16 protein-coding genes, 2 pseudogenes and 1 riboswitch are annotated in these 20,440 nt (G+C 44.1%); of the genes and pseudogenes, 16 read left to right on the top strand and 2 right to left on the bottom strand.

The window, feature by feature from the left end; all coding sequences use genetic code 11:
• The first annotated feature begins 12 nt into the window (after positions 1-12).
• The 12 genes and pseudogenes from ACFPYJ_RS32730 to ACFPYJ_RS32675 all read left to right on the top strand — a co-directional run bounded on the left by ACFPYJ_RS32730 (position 13) and on the right by ACFPYJ_RS32675 (position 13,194).
• Positions 13-441: an RbsD/FucU family protein gene (locus tag ACFPYJ_RS32730; protein ID WP_379192719.1), complete on the top strand. Its 429-nt coding sequence runs from the start codon at positions 13-15 to the stop codon at positions 439-441.
• A gap of 30 nt (positions 442-471) precedes the next feature.
• Positions 472-1,521 carry an aldo/keto reductase gene (locus tag ACFPYJ_RS32725; RefSeq protein ID WP_379192717.1) on the top strand — a complete coding sequence of 350 codons (1,050 nt, stop codon included), beginning with the start codon at positions 472-474 and terminating at the stop codon, positions 1,519-1,521.
• A 31-nt stretch (positions 1,522-1,552) separates the two neighbouring features.
• Complete coding sequence (gene dgoD / locus ACFPYJ_RS32720) at positions 1,553-2,701, top strand: galactonate dehydratase (RefSeq protein ID WP_379192715.1); 1,149 nt, start codon at positions 1,553-1,555, stop codon at positions 2,699-2,701.
• Between the two features lie 306 nt (positions 2,702-3,007).
• Positions 3,008-4,024 carry a Gfo/Idh/MocA family protein gene (locus ACFPYJ_RS32715; protein WP_379192713.1) on the top strand — a complete coding sequence of 339 codons (1,017 nt, stop codon included), beginning with the start codon at positions 3,008-3,010 and terminating at the stop codon, positions 4,022-4,024.
• Positions 4,025-4,398: 374 nt separating this feature from the next.
• Positions 4,399-5,889 (top strand): extracellular solute-binding protein, encoded by a 1,491-nt coding sequence (locus ACFPYJ_RS32710; protein ID WP_379192711.1) that lies wholly within the window; start codon positions 4,399-4,401, stop codon positions 5,887-5,889.
• 98 nt (positions 5,890-5,987) lie between these two features.
• Positions 5,988-6,935, top strand: a complete 948-nt coding sequence (locus ACFPYJ_RS32705) for an ABC transporter permease (RefSeq protein ID WP_379192709.1) — start codon at positions 5,988-5,990, stop codon at positions 6,933-6,935.
• A 45-nt stretch (positions 6,936-6,980) separates the two neighbouring features.
• On the top strand, positions 6,981-7,853 hold the full coding sequence (locus ACFPYJ_RS32700) for a carbohydrate ABC transporter permease (protein ID WP_379192835.1): 873 nt from the start codon (positions 6,981-6,983) through the stop codon (positions 7,851-7,853).
• 183 nt (positions 7,854-8,036) lie between these two features.
• Positions 8,037-9,356, top strand: coding sequence for a carbon-nitrogen hydrolase family protein (locus ACFPYJ_RS32695; protein ID WP_379192707.1), 1,320 nt, complete (start codon positions 8,037-8,039; stop codon positions 9,354-9,356).
• A gap of 253 nt (positions 9,357-9,609) precedes the next feature.
• Positions 9,610-10,728, top strand: coding sequence for a GMC oxidoreductase (locus tag ACFPYJ_RS32690; protein ID WP_379192705.1), 1,119 nt, complete (start codon positions 9,610-9,612; stop codon positions 10,726-10,728).
• Between the two features lie 531 nt (positions 10,729-11,259).
• Positions 11,260-11,810, top strand: a pseudogene (locus ACFPYJ_RS32685) (recombinase family protein).
• A 333-nt stretch (positions 11,811-12,143) separates the two neighbouring features.
• Positions 12,144-12,314 (top strand): annotated as a pseudogene (locus tag ACFPYJ_RS32680) (IS256 family transposase); the annotation flags it as partial.
• A 220-nt stretch (positions 12,315-12,534) separates the two neighbouring features.
• Positions 12,535-13,194 (top strand): leucine-rich repeat protein, encoded by a 660-nt coding sequence (locus ACFPYJ_RS32675; protein ID WP_379192833.1) that lies wholly within the window; start codon positions 12,535-12,537, stop codon positions 13,192-13,194.
• Positions 13,195-13,444: 250 nt separating this feature from the next.
• Here ACFPYJ_RS32675 and ACFPYJ_RS32670 read toward each other — a convergent pair whose 3' ends face one another.
• Positions 13,445-14,548, bottom strand: a complete 1,104-nt coding sequence (locus ACFPYJ_RS32670; RefSeq protein WP_379192701.1) for a hypothetical protein — start codon at positions 14,546-14,548, stop codon at positions 13,445-13,447.
• Between the two features lie 897 nt (positions 14,549-15,445).
• Here ACFPYJ_RS32670 and ACFPYJ_RS32665 point away from each other — a divergent pair.
• Positions 15,446-17,377: a fructose-1,6-bisphosphatase gene (locus ACFPYJ_RS32665; protein WP_379192699.1), complete on the top strand. Its 1,932-nt coding sequence runs from the start codon at positions 15,446-15,448 to the stop codon at positions 17,375-17,377.
• Between the two features lie 786 nt (positions 17,378-18,163).
• Here ACFPYJ_RS32665 and ACFPYJ_RS32660 read toward each other — a convergent pair.
• Complete coding sequence (locus ACFPYJ_RS32660) at positions 18,164-18,280, bottom strand: aminoglycoside 6-adenylyltransferase (protein ID WP_379192697.1); 117 nt, start codon at positions 18,278-18,280, stop codon at positions 18,164-18,166.
• Between the two features lie 164 nt (positions 18,281-18,444).
• Here ACFPYJ_RS32660 and ACFPYJ_RS32655 point away from each other — a divergent pair, with 164 nt between their 5' ends.
• The 3 genes from ACFPYJ_RS32655 to ACFPYJ_RS32645 all read left to right on the top strand — a co-directional run bounded on the left by ACFPYJ_RS32655 (position 18,445) and on the right by ACFPYJ_RS32645 (position 20,407).
• The gene (locus ACFPYJ_RS32655) at positions 18,445-19,089 is read left to right on the top strand and encodes a cell wall hydrolase (protein ID WP_379192695.1); all 645 of its coding nucleotides are present in this window, start codon (positions 18,445-18,447) and stop codon (positions 19,087-19,089) included.
• A 30-nt stretch (positions 19,090-19,119) separates the two neighbouring features.
• Positions 19,120-19,317, top strand: coding sequence for a hypothetical protein (locus ACFPYJ_RS32650; RefSeq protein ID WP_379192693.1), 198 nt, complete (start codon positions 19,120-19,122; stop codon positions 19,315-19,317).
• Between the two features lie 58 nt (positions 19,318-19,375).
• Positions 19,376-19,528: riboswitch (cyclic di-AMP (ydaO/yuaA leader) on the top strand.
• Between the two features lie 3 nt (positions 19,529-19,531).
• The gene (locus ACFPYJ_RS32645) at positions 19,532-20,407 is read left to right on the top strand and encodes a C40 family peptidase (protein WP_379192691.1); all 876 of its coding nucleotides are present in this window, start codon (positions 19,532-19,534) and stop codon (positions 20,405-20,407) included.
• The last annotated feature ends 33 nt before the right edge of the window (positions 20,408-20,440 follow it).

Raw genomic sequence — 20,440 nt, 5'->3', positions numbered from 1 at the left:
GGGGAAAGATGAATGCTAAAAGGCATACCGCGGATCATATCTCCAAAATTAATGAAGACGTTGATGGAAATGGGTCATGGGGATGAAATCATATTCGCTGATGGGAATTTTCCCGCCGCTGCTTGCGCCAAGCGTTTGATTCGAAGTGACGGGCACCTCATAACGGAATTGCTTAAAGCCATAATTCCATATTTCCCCTTGGATAAATCCGTCGATCACCCGGTTATTGTAATGTCTCTTTTACCTGGGGACAAAGAACCGGAAGTTTGGGGAGAATATCGAGGCATCATTAAAAAACACAATGACTCTTTTGCAGATTTTGAATATGTGGAACGATTTTCTTTTTATGAAAGATCAAAAAATGCCTTTGCTGTTGTTGCCACGAGCGATCAATCTTTTAAAGGAAATATGATTTTAAAGAAAGGCGTAGTAAGAGATTAATATATTTAAACAGAAAGATGGGGTGTATCTGTGCGACAAAGAAAACTGGGAAGATCGGAATTAGAGCTCAGTGTTTTAGGAATGGGCTGTTGGCAGTACGGTGGAGGAGCATATTGGGGGGCTCAAAGCCAGAAAGACGTTAATGAAGTCGTTCATAAAGCTTTAGACCTGGGAATTAACTATTTCGATACGGCTGAGGTCTATAATGCCGGCGAAAGTGAAAGATCACTAGGGAAGGCCTTGAAGGGAAAGCGGGACAAAGCGAAAATCGGCAGCAAGATAAATACATCCAATACACAACCTTCGGTTTTGCGGGAGCACTGTGAAGCTAGCTTGAAACGCCTACAAACCGATTATATCGATCTTTATATGCTGCATTGGCCCATTTCCCCTCTTTCCGTTAAACATTTTACTGATGACGAGGAGTTAATCTCAAATCCACCTTCTGTTCAGGAAGTTTTTCAAACACTGCAAACGTTACAGAAGGAAGGTAAAATTCGCTATATCGGCATTAGCAATCATGGCGTAAAACAAATGCAGGAAGTGCAGGAAACCGGGGTTTCGGTTGTCGCCAATGAGCTGGCGTATAACTTGTTTTCCCGAGCGATCGAAGACGGCATCCTGCCATATTGCATGAACAATAACATCGGAGTTATTGGTTATATGCCTTTGCAGCAGGGTTTACTGGCAGGAAAGTACCCCAGCCTAGATGAGGTGAAGCCGATGCAAGCCAGATCCCGGCATTTTCATTGCAGTAGGGGCAAGGGAACCAGGCACGGAGAAGAAGGAGCAGAGACGGAAATCAATAAGGCTCTAAAAGAAATTCAAGGGGTAGCCGACGAACTTGGGATTCATATGATCGAGCTCTCGCTGGCTTGGGCCATTGCAAACGAAGGCATTACCACGACGATTGTTGGTTCGCGCAGTATCGAGCAACTGATACTAAATGCGCAAGGGGGCAATGTTGAGCTTAGTTCTGGCGTGATTGCCAAATTGAATGAAATTACTAAACCTGTGCTGCAAAAATTGGGCAACAATCCGGATTATTATGAAGGGCGAAGTCATAGTCGGATTTTTTAAATTTGGCGTAATTAGAAAGGGAGTCTAGATTGTGAAAATTACGAACTATCATTTATACAAAGTTCAGCCGCGATGGCTATTTTTGAAAATCGAAACGGATGAAGGAATATCCGGGTGGGGAGAGCCTGTTGTTGAAGGGCGTGCCGCAACGGTAGAAACCTGTGTAAAAGAATTAATGGAATACTTAGTCGGAAAAGATCCGCTGCGGATTGAGGATCACTGGAGTCTCATGTACCGGAGCGGTTTTTATCGCGGTGGTCCAATATTGATGAGTGCGATAGCAGGAATTGATCAGGCGCTGTGGGACATCAAAGGGAAATATCTTAATGCCCCTGTTTATCAGCTATTGGGTGGTGCCTGCCGCGACAAGATCCGTGTATATTCGTGGATTGGCGGAGACCGGCCGAGTGATGTTGGTAGAGCGGCAAAAGAAATTGTGGAGGCCGGATTTACAGCTGTGAAAATGAACGCGACCGAAGAGTTACAATATATAGATTCTTATGAAAAAATTGATCAGGCGGTAGCTCGGATTGCGGCGGTTCGCGAGGCAGTCGGTAATGAGGTTGGAATCGGCATCGACTTCCACGGCCGGGTACATAAAGCGATGGCGAAAATTCTGGTAAAGGAATTGGAGCCATATCGACCAATGTTTATCGAGGAGCCCGTGCTGCCGGAAAACAACGAAGCTTTAAAGGAAATTGCAAGACATACGTCCATTCCGATCGCCACCGGGGAGAGAATGTACTCGAGATGGGATTTCAAAATATTGTTGTCTGAAGGGTACGCGGATATTATTCAGCCTGATTTATCCCATGCCGGCGGTATTACGGAATGCAAAAAGATTGCATCGATGGCCGAAGCATACGACGTTGCGCTGGCACCGCATTGTCCGCTGGGTCCAATTGCTTTGGCTGCATGCTTGCATGTTGACGCTACAGCGCATAATGCCTTTATTCAAGAACAAAGCTTAGGGATCCATTATAACCAAGGTAGTGATTTGCTGGATTACTTACATGATGCTTCTGTGTTTGCTTATAAAAATGGGTATGTCGACATCCCTCAAGGGCCGGGATTGGGTCTAGAAATCAATGAAGAGTATGTCCAGGAACTATCATTAATTGGTCATAATTGGCGAAACCCTGTATGGAGACATAAAGATGGAACGATCGCCGAATGGTAAAAGTCAGGCGGTACTTGTAATTACGCTTAATAATAAAAAAGCAATGCTTAATTTATACGGTTTTTAAATATTCTAATTAAATGTGAAGGTAGGTATTCGCAGAGAACATTAGATTATTTGTTTTGAAAATTAAGGTCTTTATTCGATATTAAACATAAGTATTTCTTGAAAAACTGCTATTCTATTGGTAAATGGCGTATTTATTGTCTACTTAATTTAAATATTTACATAATATTCAACCTGGTATATGATGGATGTATTATATAAAAACGCTTTAATAGAATCTTTGAAAGCAAATATTTTGAAATGGAACAAATGGTTTCTACTTATAACAATGGAGAGGGTCAAAATATGAGTTCAAAAGTAAGAGTAGCAATTATTGGAGCGGGAAAAATGGCGAATTCGGTTCATTATCCTTCCCTTGCCTCCTTCGATGACGTTGAGATTGCGGGGATCTGTGATATCGTTCCGGAGATTTTGAACGCTACTGCGGATCAATACGATATTCCAAATCGCTATACCGATTACAAACAGATGATCAAAGAGACTAATCCGGATGCAGTGTATGCTATCGGACAGCCCCACATCTTATACGATATTTGGATGTGGTGCCTCGAACGGGGTTTGAATTTATATATTGAAAAGCCCTTGGGGATCACGATCCACCAGGCCCGCACATTAGTACATACAGCAAATAAGCATAATTGCATCACTCAAGTGAGCTTTCAGCGACGCAGTTCGCCAATGGTGGCCAAACTGCGGAAGGAATGCCTAAAGAAAGGTCCAATTACACACGCGGTATGCCGGTTTTATAAATCGGAGATTGAACCTTTTTTAGGGGCCCGCGACCGAATGATGGACGATACTGTACATTCCATTGATACGCTACGGTGGATGTGCGGTGGCGAGGTAGTGGAAATCGAGAGTACGACCAAACGGATCCAAGTTCCCGATATTAACTTTATTTCGGCAACACTTCACTTTGATAACGGGGCTACGGGATATCTAATTAACAGCTGGTCGAGCGGGAGAAGAATTTTTGCTGTCGAGATGCATGCCCCGAACATTTGCGTTGAAGCAGAGCATGAAGGCAAAGGCTATCTTTACGCCGATGGAGATACGACGGGGATTGAATATGATGCCCGCGAAATTTCCGGTAGCAATGAGATGTATATATTGGGCGGATTTCAGGCCAAGCACCGTGAATTTATCGATTGTTTAAAAGAAGGAAAGCAGCCGCCCTCTAATTTTGCCGACGCCTTAAAAACGATGGAGGTGGCTGAGAAGATTATAGCCCAAGCTCTCTTGGATGAAAGAAAGTAAACGTTAATGTATTGTGAAGAAAACCGGTATTTTATGGTGTATGGACATAATCCAATTCTTTATAAGGAGGTGATGTAATTGGAATAAGGGAATCACTGATCAAAAAAGACGGGGTTTGCAAAACGAATTATTGTCAGAATTTTATGATAAAAGACAGGGAGGTTTGTATTCATGAAAGGTAAACCGTTAATGAAGGTCTCGTTTGTGATCTTTGTTTTAATTGCTCTTGTGACTGTCTCTGCATGCAGCAACTCTGAACCATCTCCCCCAAAGTCAGATGAATCTTCCAAAACCGGGCCATCCGAATCACAGGAAGCATCGGGTTCGCCGGTGACTATTTCTTTTTTGCTTCTCCAAATACCAACGTCATAGACTTGAAAACAAATGGATTTACAAAATACGTGGAAGAAAAATTTAATATTAAAATCAATTGGCAGACAGCGCCCGCGAGTGATTTAGCGCCTAAACAATCTCTTCTTCTAGCGAGCGGGGATTACCCGGAAGTCTTCTGGAACGGTATTTTCAGTCCCAGCGACATATTGAAATATTCTGGCCAGGGCATGCTGCTTCCCTTGAATGATCTACTTAAAGAGTACGCGCCGAACGTTTGGAAAGCAATTGAAACCGTGCCAGGATTGAAAGAGATCACCGTAGCACCGGATGGAAACATCTATGGTCTACCCAATTACAATTATTGTTTCCACTGTTTCTGGCCAGATAAATTATGGTTAGACACAACGGTATTAAAGCAATATGGACTGCAAATGCCTACCACTACCGAAGAATTTAAAAGTGTATTGAAAGTATTTAAGGAAAACAATCTGATACCGTTAACAGGCGACATCGATGGATGGCATGCAGATCCGACTATTTTCTTAATGAATGCCTTTATTTATCATGACGGGACAGATTATTTCAATATAAATAATGGCAAAGTGATCTTTGCACCAGCCCAACCGGAGTGGAAACAGGGTCTGGAATATATTCATGATTTGTATGCTGAGGGTTTGATAGATCCTCAGACTTTCAGTCAGAAAGAAGAAGTTGTGATTAGAAATATCTCGCAGGATAAAGTCGCTATAGCAGCTCATGGTGGGTCAAATATTATTATCCAGGGCGGCAGCGCGAATCCAGAGTATAAAAATTGGTTGAGTGTTCCCCCGCTTAAAGGCCCTGACGGGGTTCAATATGCTGCTTTCTATGGGAATATACCGACTAGTTTAACTTTTGCAATGACCAATAAGGCTACCAAGGAACAGCAAATTGCGATAATGAAACTATTGGATTATATTTGGACGGCTGAAGGAACGCAAACACTGAATTTTGGTGCTGAGGGAGAGTTTTGGACAAAGGCCGAACCGGGAAAATTAGGTTTGGATGGGAAACAGGCGTTGTTCAATACCGCTTGGGATAAATTTTATGCGGGCGGCTCCAGGCAAAATTCAGGTTGGGATCAAATGGGACCGATTTATCAATCTGAGGAATGGAGAAATGGAGGAGTTGCAGTTTCACCATTTTCTAAGGGTGGCGATCAAACGATGCTCCATTTGGAAACAATGAGGAATATGGCAGGACATCAACCTGAACTAGTCTACCCGGGTGCCGTTTGGATTTCTGAAGACGATAATCAACAATACTCATTGTATAAAACAAATATTAATAAATATGTGGAGCAGTGGACGGCAGAGTTCATTGTCGGATCGAAATCTATCGATAAAAATTGGGAACAGTATATTTCAGGACTTCAGAAACTAGACCTTGAGAAATATCTGGCAATAGCAGAGAAAGCGATGAATGAACCTTTTGACACCAGTGGATTTAAGTCAGACTCAGCCATTGTCAAGTATTTATTATCAATTCAGTAATTTGCAGCATTACAATGGTTTAAGGGCACAACTAAAGTGTGATCCTTAAACCATTGTCTACCATACCTAATCCATTTCTTTGGAAGGGAGACCTCATTGTGGCAACGCAAAAGATAGTTCCAAAATTCAGGAACAAATCCAGGTATCAAGAATATGCAAACAAAATTTCGCGGCATTGGCAGTTGTATTTAGTCATCGCAATTCCAATGGCATTTTTAGTGACATTTAACTATATTCCTATGTTCGGGGCTGTGATTGCTTTTAAAAATTATAATCCTATGCAGGGAATATGGGGAAGTCCATGGGTAGGCATGCAACATTTTAATGTTTTCTTTCAATCACCGTTTTTCTGGCCGGTCATTAATAATACGTTAACCATCAGTGCTTACTCACTGTTAATTGGAGTTCCGTCAGCGATCCTGCTAGCAGTGGCACTAAACGAAATAAAGCATATCCGTTTTAAGCGTACGGCACAGATGGTGACCTATGCTCCTTATTTTATATCTACGGTCGTTCTCGTAGGGATGATGCAAATTGTACTTTCACCCTCTGTAGGGTTGTATGGAAAATTCGCCCATCTATTTGGGGTTGCTCCAGATATAATGGGAAGTCCTACGGCGTTCCCTTCCCTCTATGTCTGGTCAGGCGTTTGGCAGGAAACTGGTTATGCGGCCGTTATTTATTTAGCGGCGTTATCCAGCGTAAATCCGGAATTGTATGATGCAGCTAAGATCGACGGGGCCTCACGCTTCAGTAAAATCATTCATATTGACCTACCGGCTATTCGTCCTACCATCATTGTACTTTTCATTCTAGCTGTCGGTCAATTGATGAATGTGGGATTTGAGAAGGTGTATTTGCTGCAAAACCCATTAAATTTAAGTACTTCGGAAGTCATTGCCACGTATGTCTATAAAGTGGGATTGATAGATGCCAACTATAGTTTTGCGGTCGCCGTAGGCTTATTCCAGTCCGTTATTGGCTTTATTTTAATCATTATCGTTAATTTCGTGGCACGGAAAACGACCGATTCTAGTCTGTTTTAAACGGAGGAGAGGAACTTGCAAGCTAACATAACGATTAAAGAATCTATGAACGATCGACTGTTTTTGATCGTACTATACACCATATTAAGTACTATTGTGATACTGGTATCTTACCCGCTAATTTACATATTAAGCTCTTCTTTCAGCTCTTCTGAGGCCGTTATGTCAGGTAAGGTGTGGCTATGGCCGGTTGATCCTACCCTATATGGATACGAGGCGGTTTTTCGGTACCCTGAAGTATGGAGTGGATACTTCAACTCTACTGTTTATACGGTATTAGGCTCCATTCTTAGTGTATTGCTGAGTATTATGTTCGCCTACCCATTATCCCGAAAAACTTTTTTTGGAAGAAATATTTTTATATCAATGATATTATTTGCCATGATATTCAGTGGTGGGTTAATCCCGTTCTATTTAGTGGTCAAAAATCTAGCACTTCTTAATACGATGTGGGCGGTCTTCGTACCTTCTGCATTAAACATTTTCTCGGTGATTATAGCCAAGACGTTCTTTCAATGGACGATCCCAAATGAGTTGTATGAAGCTGCGCAAATTGACGGGTGCAATGATATTCGATTTCTCTTAAAAATCGTATTACCTCTCTCTAAGCCCATTATTGCGGTTTTGGCTCTTTGGTCTGCTGTAGCTATTTGGAATTCCTATTTCAATGCGCTCATTTTTTTAAATGATAAAGACCTTTATCCTTTGCAATTGGTATTAAGGGAGATATTAGTTCTAGGTAATGTAGAGATGACAGCAATGAATCTTTCCCCAGAGGCAATCACAAAGTTTCAGGATATGAAAAATTTGTTAAAATATTCTGTTATTATTGTTGCAAGTGTTCCTGTATTAATTTTGTACCCTTTAGCTCAAAAGTACTTTGTTCAGGGTGTGATGATCGGTTCAGTGAAGGAATGATAGCTCTGGGACGAACGAATGTGCCAGGATACGTGTTCTATATCAAAAGCTCTTGAAAACAAGTGTGATTGTACGGAATATTGCACCTAACAATTATTCCATTCGGATATTTCGTTATCTCCAGAGAGTGAATCTCTTGAAAATTACGTTATACAATTATCTCAAATGAAATGGGTGAAATCAATGACAGTGTATCGGACAAATTTAATTCCCAACAGCAACTTTGCTGATGGGGACGAAGGTCAGGTCCCTAAACATTGGAAAGTTAAGGGTCCACGTCAAGCCCTTATCCCTAATTTTGGACTGGTGATGGAAGATGATAGGAATATCCTCCTGACCAGCGGGAACGGAAACGAAAATTGCATTGGTTGTATATACGCAAGATTTACATTAAACGGTGGAAAAACCTATCATATGAAAGTTCAGTTTCAAGTATCGGATGATGTAAATCCTCATAAAAATATGCTTTTTACCTTTTATTCTGATCAGGGATTCAATAATGGTATCTTTGATTTTAAACGGATGGAAGACGGTTGGATTGAAGGAGATAACCGATTTTTCGTTCCCGATGATGGAGAAGTGGTAGGGGAAGTAAGCATTTGTTTCCGGTTGAGCAGAAGCGGGAAGGCCTGGATCAGACAAGTCTCTTTCGAGGAATGCGAGCCCATACTACCGAGAAATGTCAGCGTGGCGTGCGTGGAAGGTACGGCACCATTAGAAGTATGGGGGCAGGTGATGGATCTTGCAGGAAGTCAGAAAGTGGACTTGATTCTTTTGCCGGAGATGTTCAACAGCTCGGATTATAAACAGGATGAATCGCTGGACGGACCTGCCGTCATGCTGATGTCCCAAAAAGCTAAGCAATATGGTATGCATGTTGCGGGCACTTTTTATCATATGGATGTATCGGCGGATTCCTTATATAATACAGGTCTTTTGTTCGGTCGCCAGGGGGAAATTATAGGCAGATACGATAAAAATCATCTTTTTAGTCCGGAATTATTAGAAGGCGGGGTAAGGCCGGGTTCCGATATCCCGGTGTTTGAAACTGATTTTGGCAAAGTGGGGATGATGATTTGTTATGACAGTTGGTTCACGGATGTGGCGGAACTGTTGGCATTAAAAGGAGCGGAAATTATCTTATTTCCCAATGCGGGATATTACCAAAGCCTTATGCCGGCACGCGCATCGGATAATTGTATAAGAATTGTCGCCAGCAGTTTGGGAAGTCCTTTAGGGATTTGGGATACGTCTGGCGCCGAGGTCCGGAGTCCGGATGCGGACCTCACCAGGCACGCCAATTGCGATACAACGTTCAGTGATGTTCACCAGGATGAGTTCAGCGGAATCAAGATCTTGTTCGCCACTTTAGATCTAAGTCAATCCCCGTCACCCCACAATTGGGGAGGGCCGATGAAATCCGCCCCGGGAGGAAGGCGCAATCGGAGGGAACAAAAAGATTTATTGTTAGATGAGATCAAAACTCATATCAATAACTGGTAAATACTTGGGTAGACGGCTCCACGGCGACCGGCGATCTGCTCATCGGCGTTGACGGCGCCAACTCCCGGGTACGCCGCCAGTATCTGCCTAAGGCCGAACGGGTCGACACTGTTGGCATCGGCGGCAAGCTGGAGCTGACCGAGGAGGAGCTGAAGCTGGATGGGACTATTATCTGAATATCTCAAAGGAATTGCCCGGCTCATATCCGGATTACTTGGGAGCAAGACAAGTTTTCGCTTTGGGCGGAAGAACATTGTTCTGGGATGCCGTCGCCACTCGAATCCAAACATCTTTGTTAATGGAATATCCGGTACCCCTCCGTGAGCTGGAATCGTATTACGAGATCGCCGAGCGGGTCTTGAAGGTTTCGGACAAATTTTTCGAAGGCGCGCAATTTACGGAGATTCTGCTAAATCGTATTGAGGAGGGCGGTTTTCCTGAGGCCGTCATGCTTCCTATGGCTGCCGATCTGAAGCCGTCCTCCTATAGAGAGGTTAATTCCGACGTTATTACAAGCTCTTTCTCTTTCCTGGCAAAAGCATTAAATGCCAGGCCGTTTGACTTGGCTGTCCAGTCCCGTGCCGTCCAAATACTCGTCGATGACGGAAAGGTAACCGGCGTAAAGGTGATGTCTTCGGATAAACGTTCCTTTACGCTTAAAGCAAAGAAGGTCGTGTTGTCGGCAAGCACATTTGAAACTCCGCGCCTGCTGCTTCATTCGAACATTCAAAACGGGGCAATCGGGCATTATTTGATGAATCAATCGTTCCTGATGGCCAGAGGAATGGTGGACCGCAAGGAGTTCTCCGAACAGCTTGGAACGCTCGGAATTTATATCCCTCAAACGACGGAAAGGCCCTATCAGGTTCGTTTGTACGGTCCCGATAGTTTCTGGTATTCCGTTCATCAACAAAGGCGGTTAACAGAGGAATTGACAGTTGACATTCTGACTTTCGGGGCGATAGAACGGCGCTATGAGAACCGGATTACGCTGCAGCAGGACAAAAAAGACGAATATGGGGTTCCCGAAGTGCAAGTCCATTTTTCTTTTACGGAAAAGGATCGCGATGTCATGCAGCAGATGATGAATGAAATACGCCTTCTTGCCGTCGCAGCGGGGATCCGTCCCATAAATGGACAGAATTTCTTTTGCCAGGTTCCCCAAGGGGATTTGCAGCATAGTTCCGGAACATGCCAGATGGGCGATGACCCTTCCACATCCGCCACGAACGGGTATGGCCTGGTTCACGGGCTTTCCAACCTTTATATCGCCGATAACAGTGTCATCCCTTCCATTGGGGCCGGAAATCCCACTTTGACGACTGTTGCGCTTGCCATTCGAACAGCAGATCACATCTTTCGGATGCATTAGAATTAGAAATCATCTATTTCTTCAAACCAAGACGATACGCTAAGCCTACAATCATCACCGGCTTAGCGTATTTTCTTACTCTTAAAGCAATCTACACCTTATGTTTTCGGGATGTCTCCTGACCTTCTTCTATTAGGGGTACCACCAAGGGTACCGCCAACAAAACGCTAAGCTAAGTAAAAATATAATCAAACAAGCCATTTCAGAAGAAATCATGAAAACTAAATCAGCCGCGGGATTCGCGACTGATCTTGTCCTATTCAATTACATTCTGAAAATCAGAAGTTCACAGCTACTTGTTTTGCGCGCGCAATACCATCAACGGAGGATGTGCCGTAGCGCATCCTGGCTTTTATTATATCAGTCTGATGTATCTATTTATTATCTAAAAAACGATCGTTTTTTAGACTTTATATACATCAGCTTAAAATACCCTAAATTGATCATTGTTTCAGTCTATTAAATCGTCTAATATTCAAAGTGTATTAAACATACTCAACGAAGGTTTAATAGACAAAAGGAGATTGGAAAATGACTAAAATTGGGTATGCACGTGTTTCTACTTCCGATCAGTCCATGGATTTACAAATCGATTCTTTGAAAGCATCCGGATGTGAACGTATTTTTGAGGAAAAGGTCTCCGGGAAGAAAAGTGATCGACCGGAGTTAGCTCGCTGCTTGGAGTATTTGCGTTCCGGGGATACATTAATTATCTGGAAATTGGATCGCCTTGGTCGGACGACAAAGCAGTTAATGAGCTTTCGCATGATCTTAAAGAAAGAGGAATCAGTCTGCAGATCATCACATTGGGAGTAGATACCAGCACACCGGCAGGCAAGCTTTTTTTTGCTATTATGGCTGGCTTGGCTGAAATGGAGGCAGAGACGATTCGAGAGAGAACCCAGGCCGGCTTACAAGCCGCTCGGGCTCGAGGTAGAAAAGGAGGAAGACCGCCATTGGATAAGAGCAAAGTTGAAATGGCGTTGCTTCTATATGATAGTCGGAAATATACCATAAAAGAAATAACCGAGCAGACCGGAGTGTCTAAAGCAAAGCTATATCAAGTTATTAATGTCAGGTAATGTATAGTATTACCTGTATGTTAGCAGTAAAAGAGCCGAGGGGATCTCTGTTTTTGTCGAAATAAAATAAAATATTGGCCGGGTACGTCATTAAGCTCCCATGGAAGAACACATTACTTCCATAATCTGTGGTGTCGCGTGAGCGGCATGGATGGCTAACGGGCAGGAGGTGTCCGCACCGTCGGGCACGGCGGGTCGGCGAACCAGTGTTTCCAAAGCAAAATTATATCAAGTGTTGAAGAGTCGTTAAATTGCCGGTGGAGTCTGTAAAATAGATTGTGTAAACTCCTAAACCCATTACAATGGAAGAATAAGAGAGGTTGGGGAGAACACATGGGATTATGGACGAAGCAGCAACTCCGTCAGTTCATCAAGGAAAATAAGTTGGTCTCGGCACAGGATGCACAGAACGCGTTGAAAGAGTTGTTTGCCGAAACGCTGCAGGAGATGCTGGAAGCCGAGGTGGATGAACATCTGGGCTATGAGGAGCACGACATGCAGAACAATTGACAATCCGTCTATCCAAAAAAAACTGGTTGAAGTCAACCATAACGTACGTCTCGATGAGGAAAGAACGACTTTAAGACAAATATACCCCACCACAATTAAAATGTGGTGGGGTATATTGTTGAACATTACTTATCAAGTTGATTAGCGGCGAAGGTTATGCATTGTTTACCGCAGTTGTCGTATTGGAAGCAACATCACTAACATTGGTGACCGCTTGATTAGCCGTAGCGCCAACCGGAGCTGTCGTCGTGGAAGCAACATCACTAACATTGGTGACCGCTTGATCAGCCGTAGCGCCAACCGGAGCTGTCGTCGTGGAAGCAACATCACTAACATTGGTGACCGCCTGATTAGCTTTAGCGCCAACCGCAGCTGTCGTAGTGGAAGCATCGCTTACATTGGTGACCGCTTGATCAGCCGTAGCACCAACCGCAGCTGTCGTAGTGGAAGCAATATCGCTAACATTGGTGACCGCCTGATTAGCCGTAGCGCCAACCGGAGCTGTCGTAGTGGAAGCAACATCACTAACATTGGTGACCGCTTGATCAGCCGTAGCGCCAACCGCAGCTGTCGTAGTGGAAGCAATATCGCTTACATTGGTGACCGCTTGATCAGCCGTAGCGCCAACCGCAGCTGTCGTAGTGGAAGCAATATCGCTTACATTGGTGACCGCTTGATCAGCCGTAGCGCCAACCGCAGCTGTCGCTTTGGAAGCCGTATCACTAACATTGGTGACCGCTTGATCAGCTGTATTGTCAACAGCAGCTGTCAGCTTAGAAGCAATATCACTAACATTGGTGACCGCCGGATCAGCCGTAGCGCCAACCGCAGCTGTCGCTTTGGAAACCGTATCGCCTATAATGGAACTACCTGAAACACTAATTCCATTCAGCAATCCTAATCCAAGACTGCTCGAAGAATTATCTGTTTGAACAGTATTATTTGCTTGAACAGTAGTTTGTGTCTTTGATTGCAATTCTGCTGCAAATGTCGTATGCGAAATAGTAAAGATCCCTACAGCCATAACACCTGCGAGCATAGATATTTTCAGTACGTTTTTCACTTCGATCATCATTGTTTAAAGTCCTCCTTCTCAATTTGGGAAAATGTAATTACATCCAGGTTTATGAGAAGAAGGTACTTTGTGGTGGTTTCACCGGTGGGGGCTGAGACCATTGATTTATTCCTATGTCCCTTCGGTTAAACAACTGCCCCGTATATTGCGGCAAAGATACATCGAGCAAAGGGCTTTCTACCATCGACTGTTTGCCAAACGAATTTGAACCACCATTATCCCTGGAGGAGCTGCCAGAACTATGATTCTCTCCGCGTAGGATAGGTGCAGGTGGTAAAACAGGCACGTCAGAATGTTTTTCCGGTAGGGATTTCGGAAACGGTTGTTGCTGTCGCTTACTTCCATTTAAAGATTTGATGGTGACTGAATGCATATCAGCTTTTGAATTCTTTTTGTTTTTTCCTTCGCCCATCAGGGGTTCACTCATCTTAGTTTGCTGTAGGTAAGCAATTGCTGGAGAGCTTCCCGAAGATTTTGGTATTGGAGAAACAGGTTCAACAACTGGAGGTTTGGAAGTCATATCGCTTAAATTGGTTACGGCTTTAGCAGCCGTATTGCTAACCGCAGCCGTGGTTTTAGAAGCAATATCGCTTACGTTGGTGACAGCCTTAGCAGCCGTATCACTAACCGCAGCTGTGGTTTTAGAAGCAATATCGCTTACATTTGTGACAGCTTTAGCAGCCGGATCGCTAACCGCAGCCGTTGTTTTAGAAGCAATATCGCTTACATTTGTGACAGCTTTAGCAGCCGGATCGCTAACCGCAGCCGTTGTTTTAGAAGCAATATCGCTTACATTGGTGAGAGCCTTAGTTGCCGTATCGCCAACCGTCTCTGGAGTTGTTAAGTTCACGACAGGAATGTCCACTTTGAGCTGTGGGACGGCCTGCTTGACTCCTAACGCTTGTATCGGCTCTTGACTCGTATTCTTCAGGAATGAACTGTTAGTCTGTATTTGACTTTCAGGTTTTTGTTTCCTCTGATCTTGGTCTGTGACCTGAACAGATCCAACAGAGTTTCCTAGTGGTAACAGTCCACCATCTGCCGCTTCTGCTTTCTTGGAGTCAAGATTCAAACAGAATAGACTTATAAACGTCGCAACTCCAATTGCAAACAAACGTGTTCGATTTTTAAAAAGGGTAGAACGAAGATTCACCTGAGATTCACCTCCTTTCAGAATGGAGTTTTATTAAGGCTATCCATTACGGATTTTTTAAATAAATTCGAGTAGGCGTTCTATGTCAAGTCCGAGGGATTGACTAATTTCTAAAATGTCTAGTTCAATCCGTGGATCTTTATTGATAGATATAATAAACTCCTCCTCACTCTTTTTATTTGATCCTAGTTGATTATACAGAAGGGAATTGTAGAATTGTGCAACATTAAAGATTTTTTAGATAATATCGAAATTACGAAGAAGGAAATTCTCGCTCGTCATGCGAATCAAACAAAGTGGCGCAAAAAAAATGATTACAAGAAAGAAAAGAACCGTAGCATTGTGGGCTGCGGTTCTTTTCTTTTCATGTTCCGAGAGGATCGGATATCTGCACAAAATATGGAGTTTGGTAAAGTGAGTAAAAACTTCGCGTTTAAAGTTAACGATTTATGTAATGCTGATGAGCGAAGAAGAACGTACGCGTCTTGTCCATGATGGAGGTCCGAACACGTCAAGGTCGTTCGTATCGTAATTTGTTTTACGTATGGCAAGTGAAGTCATCCCCCATCGTAAAATTTTTCGATTTGATTATAGATGCCATCTAACTGTTTTCTTAAATATTTAACATCGTCTGCACTTACATAATCCACTTCGTTAACCTGGGCACGTTAGTTGGGAGCTTGCCGCGCGGCAGCTCCTTTTTCTTTTGTTGAAGTAACTGGCAGGATAGCGTGGGAAGTTTCAGTTATAATAGCTGTTAGTAAGAGTACCAAAGGGAACCTCGGAAACCTAATGTTTTTCCCTTTACTGTTTACACTAAGCTTAAAGGTACGCGGCTAGCCCCATTTAAAAAACCTCTTATACATCACCATATTTCCTTGAAGTGGGACATCTGTTTTGGATGCGCAGTTTCTAGATTTATTGGCCCAGAAATATGATACGAAAGAAAAAGTTGTAACAGAAATCATTAACCTTGAAGCAATCTCCAATCTTCCCAAGGGAACTGAGCATTTTGTCAGTGATTTGCATGGGGAGTTCCAGGCTTTTCAGCATGTACTAAGAAACGGTTCGGGTACCGTAAAAGAGAAAATCAAAGCCTTGTTCCGTGAGGTTTGGACGGATCATGAAATCAATGATTTTACGGCGTTAGTTTATTATCCGGAAGAAAAAATACAGCTGGTTAAAGGAGATCTGTGCAATAAACAAGCCTTGAACCGATGGTACAGACAAACGATTGAACAAATGCTTAAGCTCATTTCTTATGCCTCTTCCAAATATACGCGCTCGAAATTGCGTAAAGCTCTGCCGGAGCAGTTTGTATATATTGTAGAAGAGCTTCTATACAAGACGGATTCGACCAACAATAAGGACCCTTATTATGAGGAAATATACCGGCAAATTATTTCCTTGGGCCAGGCGGACAAGCTCATTATCGGCCTTGCTTATACGACCCAGCGCCTGGTGGTTGACCATCTTCATGTGGTCGGAGATATCTATGACCGCGGGCCGGACCCCGATAAAATTATGGACACGCTGATCAACTACCATTCTGTAGACATTCAGTGGGGGAACCATGATGTCCTGTGGATAGGCGCCTATGCGGGTTCCCTGGTCTGCCTTGCGAATATTATCCGGATCTGCGCCAGATACGACAATCTGGACATCATCGAAGACGTATATGGAATCAATCTTCGCCCACTGCTGAACTTGGCGGAGAAATACTATGATGACAATCCGGCCTTTAGACCGAAGCTGCAGACCGACCATAACGGTTCGGAGCAGGAAATCCTGCAGATTACCAAAATTCATCAAGCCATTGCCATGATCCAGTTTAAGCTTGAAATCCCGATTATCAAGAGACGCCCATACTTTAATATGTCTGAAAGGCTTTTGCTTGAGCAGATCGATTACGACAAAACTGAAATCAAGATCGGCGGAAAAACTTACCCGCTGGAAAACACCTGTTTCGCAACCGTAAATCCGCAGCAGCCTGAACAATTGCTGGAGGAAGAACAGCAGGTGATGGAAAAGCTGCTGTTCTCCGTTCAGCATTCCGAAAAGCTGGCCAGACATATGAATTTTCTTATGAAAAAGGGCAGCCTTTATTTAAAATACAACGGGAATTTGTTATTTCACGGCTGTATTCCTTTGGATGAAGAAGGAAACATGGAAGAAATGCAGATTGAAGACAAGACGTATTCGGGCCGTCAGCTGCTCGATGTTTTTGAATATTATTTACGTTACGCCTTTGCGCATCCGGAAGAGACGGATGATCTGGCTACGGATATGGTATGGTACATCTGGACAGGGGAACGTTCCTCGCTCTTTGGAAAGAGAGAAATGACCAGCTTTGAACGGTACTTTATCCAAGATAAAGAAACCTATAAGGAGAGAAAGAACCCTTATTACCAATTGCGTGAAAATGAGGAGATCTGCCGGAAAATCCTGCTGGAGTTTGATATGAATCCGGATCATGGACATATCATTAACGGCCACACGCCAGTTAAAGAAATTCGTGGAGAGAACCCCGTTAAAGCAAACGGGAAAATGGTTGTCATTGACGGCGGTTTTTCCAAAGCCTATCAATCCACAACGGGCATCGCCGGATATACCTTATTGTATAATTCCTTTGGCATGCAGCTCGTTGCCCATCAGAAATTTAATTCAAAAGAAGATGTGTTATGTAACGGAACGGACGTATTGTCTGTAAAAAGGCTGGTGGACAAAGAACTGGAGCGGAAGCTGGTGAGGGAAACCAATGTCGGGGAGAAGCTGCTGCAGAAAATCTCAAATTTGAAGAATCTCCTGGAATATCGCTACATGAAATGAAACAACTGCTAAATGAAACAACTGGTACAGCCGCGTTACGCTAACGATCCATCTACTTTGCCCTTGGTGTCAGCGACGATGGTATTACCCCTTGTAGAGTAAAGGGTCCGGTTTTTCATGTAATGAATTGCTTAGCGTACGATTTTTTCCTTTTCGTGAGGTGACCCCTACAATGAAGAACGGATCCAATGCGGCTTAAACAACAAGAGCCCAGTTGAAGGCTCTTGTCGCTTAATGGTTTTGAGGGTTATTTTCTTCATTGTCTACTTGACAGGGGTAAGTTCAACAGGGGTAAGTTCAAGGTGGGGGCTATTTGACGCTTACTTTAAACATAGTTTAGACATTAGAATCCGTTCATTTGTAGAGTGAGATCATTTTTTTGATCAGGCTTGCCGTATTCATTTACTGCGTTCAAGGCTGCCACATCGATCCCGCGGCAGCTTCGATGAATACTACTAACTACGCGTTTTTCATAATGACTTGGGGGGCATTCAGTTTTTATTTCTCAAACTATAAATCAAAATAAAAATGATTAGTAAATATTAATACTTACTGTACATGTATGCATAACCAGATTCTTCGCAGTGACAGATAAGCTGACGTAGTATATATTAAATAACTGTGAACGAGATGATTGAAGAACATCGAGTTCATTTCATAACCTTTTTTACTCCTCCGGTGTTTGAGAGTCACCAGAGGAACCTTCGCCCCAGCCCTAATAAGTTGGGGTTCTTTTTTAAAATAACTAAAGCGGCTGCTGTCATCGATCGAGACCGTTGCCACGGATTAATCATCTTCCTCCTCTCTGGCTGCTTCCTGCTTATCTGGATTGCCCCGTGAACCGTTCATAATAACGGCCCGAATCCGCTCGTCTTCCTCCGTTAATTCGACGATTAACCGCAATATTTCCTATTCACTCCGCATTTTCGCCATCATCTGCTGCCCCTTCTGAGAAAATTTTAAGGAAATTATATTTTTTTTAGAATGTAAACAAACTCGCCCCGCTGTGTTAGAATCGGAAATTGATGAAGAATGTATAATAACGAATTGGAGGGGCATCACTCATCATGTACAAGCTTCCAACTCTGCTCGTTCTTTTCTTAATTATTACCACAGCCTTCGTTAGCACGGAGGCGGCGGCTGGACCGTACCCCTATCAAAAGCCCGGCAGCAAAGACCCTCTAACGGAAGATCTCCAGTTCCGGCTGCAGACGCTCGGATATTTCAACGGTCCGATAACGGGCAATTTCGGAAATATCACCACCGGCGCATTAAAGCGGTTTCAGAAGTATAACGGACTTGTCCCCGACGGGGTTGTCGGCCCCATGACATGGCGGAAACTGAAAAAGCTGACCGTTTACCGAGGAGAACTGTCCATGATGGCGCGCGTTATTTACAGCGAAGCCAGAGGCGAAAGCTTCAAGGGCCAGGTGGCGGTTGGCGCGGTCATTCTGAACCGGCGCCTGTCTCCCTTATTTCCGAATACGATTAGAAGCGTCATTTTTGAGCCGAAAGCATTTTCCGCCGTTAACGACGGGCAGTATTGGCTGCTGCCGGATCAAACAGCGTTCCAGGCGGCCAGGGCCGCGATCAAGGGGTGGGACCCGACCGGCAATGCGCTTTTCTATTATAATCCGAAGGTGTCCAAATCGAGCTGGTTCAAAACGCTTAGCTTCACGAAGCAAATCGGCAATCATCAGTTTTACGTTTAGCCAGACACTTAGGAAGGAGGCCTCTATCGAATGAACCTTATCGTCAGCGACCATCATCAAGAACGGGTGGAAGCTGTCGTTGATATTATAAAAGCGGTCACCGGACATGATTCCGTCTCGGATACGTTCATCGACAGAATGAACAAGATGAATTTCGAGGAGCTGGGCCGGCTTGTCATGAAAATAGCCGCAACCCGGACCGTGGACGATAGCATTGAGATGCTTTAGGGCTAGCGTTTTCGTCGAAATCGGCCTAAGCAATGTTATAACTAGTATTATACATAGTGAAAATATTATGCCGAATCCGGCCATGCAGAATGACCGGTACGGGGGAATTTATTTTATGGGGTGAATGCTCGTCCAGCTGTTAGCCGGCCAGCTAGGGAATTCCTCTTCCCGAACCCGTCAACTAACCTCGGAGGCAACATGGAGGCGAATTATTTTGAACCGATTGTTCAAGACCGCTTTTTTGGCTTGCACGGTATGGGCTGCCGGAGCCGCAATGCATGCAGCGACCGCCCATGCTTATTCCGCTCAACACGGAGTGAAAATCCAGATTAACGATTCGATTGTTGCGTTCCCGGATTCGGCGCCGTTCGTTGACGGCAATGGGGGCATGCAGGTGCCTATTCGGTCCGTAGCCGAGCAAATGGGATACAAGATCGACTGGCGCATCGATGGATCGGAGGTACAAATAACACTCCAAAACAACGGCCGAACCATTAAGATGAAAACGGGCTCTAAAGACGCCGATGTGAATGGCAAGCGGGTGACAATGACTTCGCCGCCGGCACTGTTCAAGGATAACCATATGTTCATACCGGTGCGCTTCATCTCCGAAAGCTTCGGGTACAGGATACAATGGGACAACAAGAACGGTATCGCGATCATTTGCAAGGACGGCAAATATCATGCGCCGGCTTGGCATGCTCCGGCACCGCAGCCGAAGACGCCCCCTCTATCCGCAAAGCTTATTAAGAAGGCCAAGACACTGCTCGGCATTCCTTATGTGTGGGGTGGAACGTCGACCTCCGGATTCGACTGCTCCGGATTCGTCAATTATGTGTTCCGGCAGCAGGGGTTGGATTTGCCCCGAACCTCCCGCCAAATATTTCATACCTCGGGGAACCGGGTTACCACTTCGAATCTGAAGCCGGGCGATCTTGTTTTCTTCTCGATTGGTTCCAACTCGCATGTCGGCATCTATCTGGGCAACGACAAATTCATTTCCGCCACCTCGTCGCACGGCATTCATATCGATTCGCTGGCCAGCAGTTATTGGGGATCGAATTACATAGGCGCCAAACGGATTGTATAAGGTTTTCTACAAAAAAAGAGAACCTGATACATC

This window comes from Paenibacillus solisilvae (genome assembly GCF_042656405.1).
Classification (GTDB): domain Bacteria; phylum Bacillota; class Bacilli; order Paenibacillales; family Paenibacillaceae; genus Paenibacillus_Z; species Paenibacillus_Z solisilvae.
Note: the sequence above shows the minus strand (reverse complement) of the source record. Positions and strands in the feature narration are given on the sequence as shown.

Excerpts from the sequence above, each read along its gene's own strand:
- ACFPYJ_RS32695 (WP_379192707.1), top strand. The coding sequence starts at position 8,037 with ATGACAGTGTATCGGACAAATTTAATTCCCAACAGCAACTTTGCTGAT.
- ACFPYJ_RS32730 (WP_379192719.1), top strand. The coding sequence starts at position 13 with ATGCTAAAAGGCATACCGCGGATCATATCTCCAAAATTAATGAAGACG.
- ACFPYJ_RS32650 (WP_379192693.1), top strand. The coding sequence starts at position 19,120 with ATGAACCTTATCGTCAGCGACCATCATCAAGAACGGGTGGAAGCTGTC.
- ACFPYJ_RS32715 (WP_379192713.1), top strand. The coding sequence starts at position 3,008 with ATGGAACAAATGGTTTCTACTTATAACAATGGAGAGGGTCAAAATATG.
- ACFPYJ_RS32700 (WP_379192835.1), top strand. The coding sequence starts at position 6,981 with ATGAACGATCGACTGTTTTTGATCGTACTATACACCATATTAAGTACT.
- ACFPYJ_RS32655 (WP_379192695.1), top strand. The coding sequence starts at position 18,445 with ATGTACAAGCTTCCAACTCTGCTCGTTCTTTTCTTAATTATTACCACA.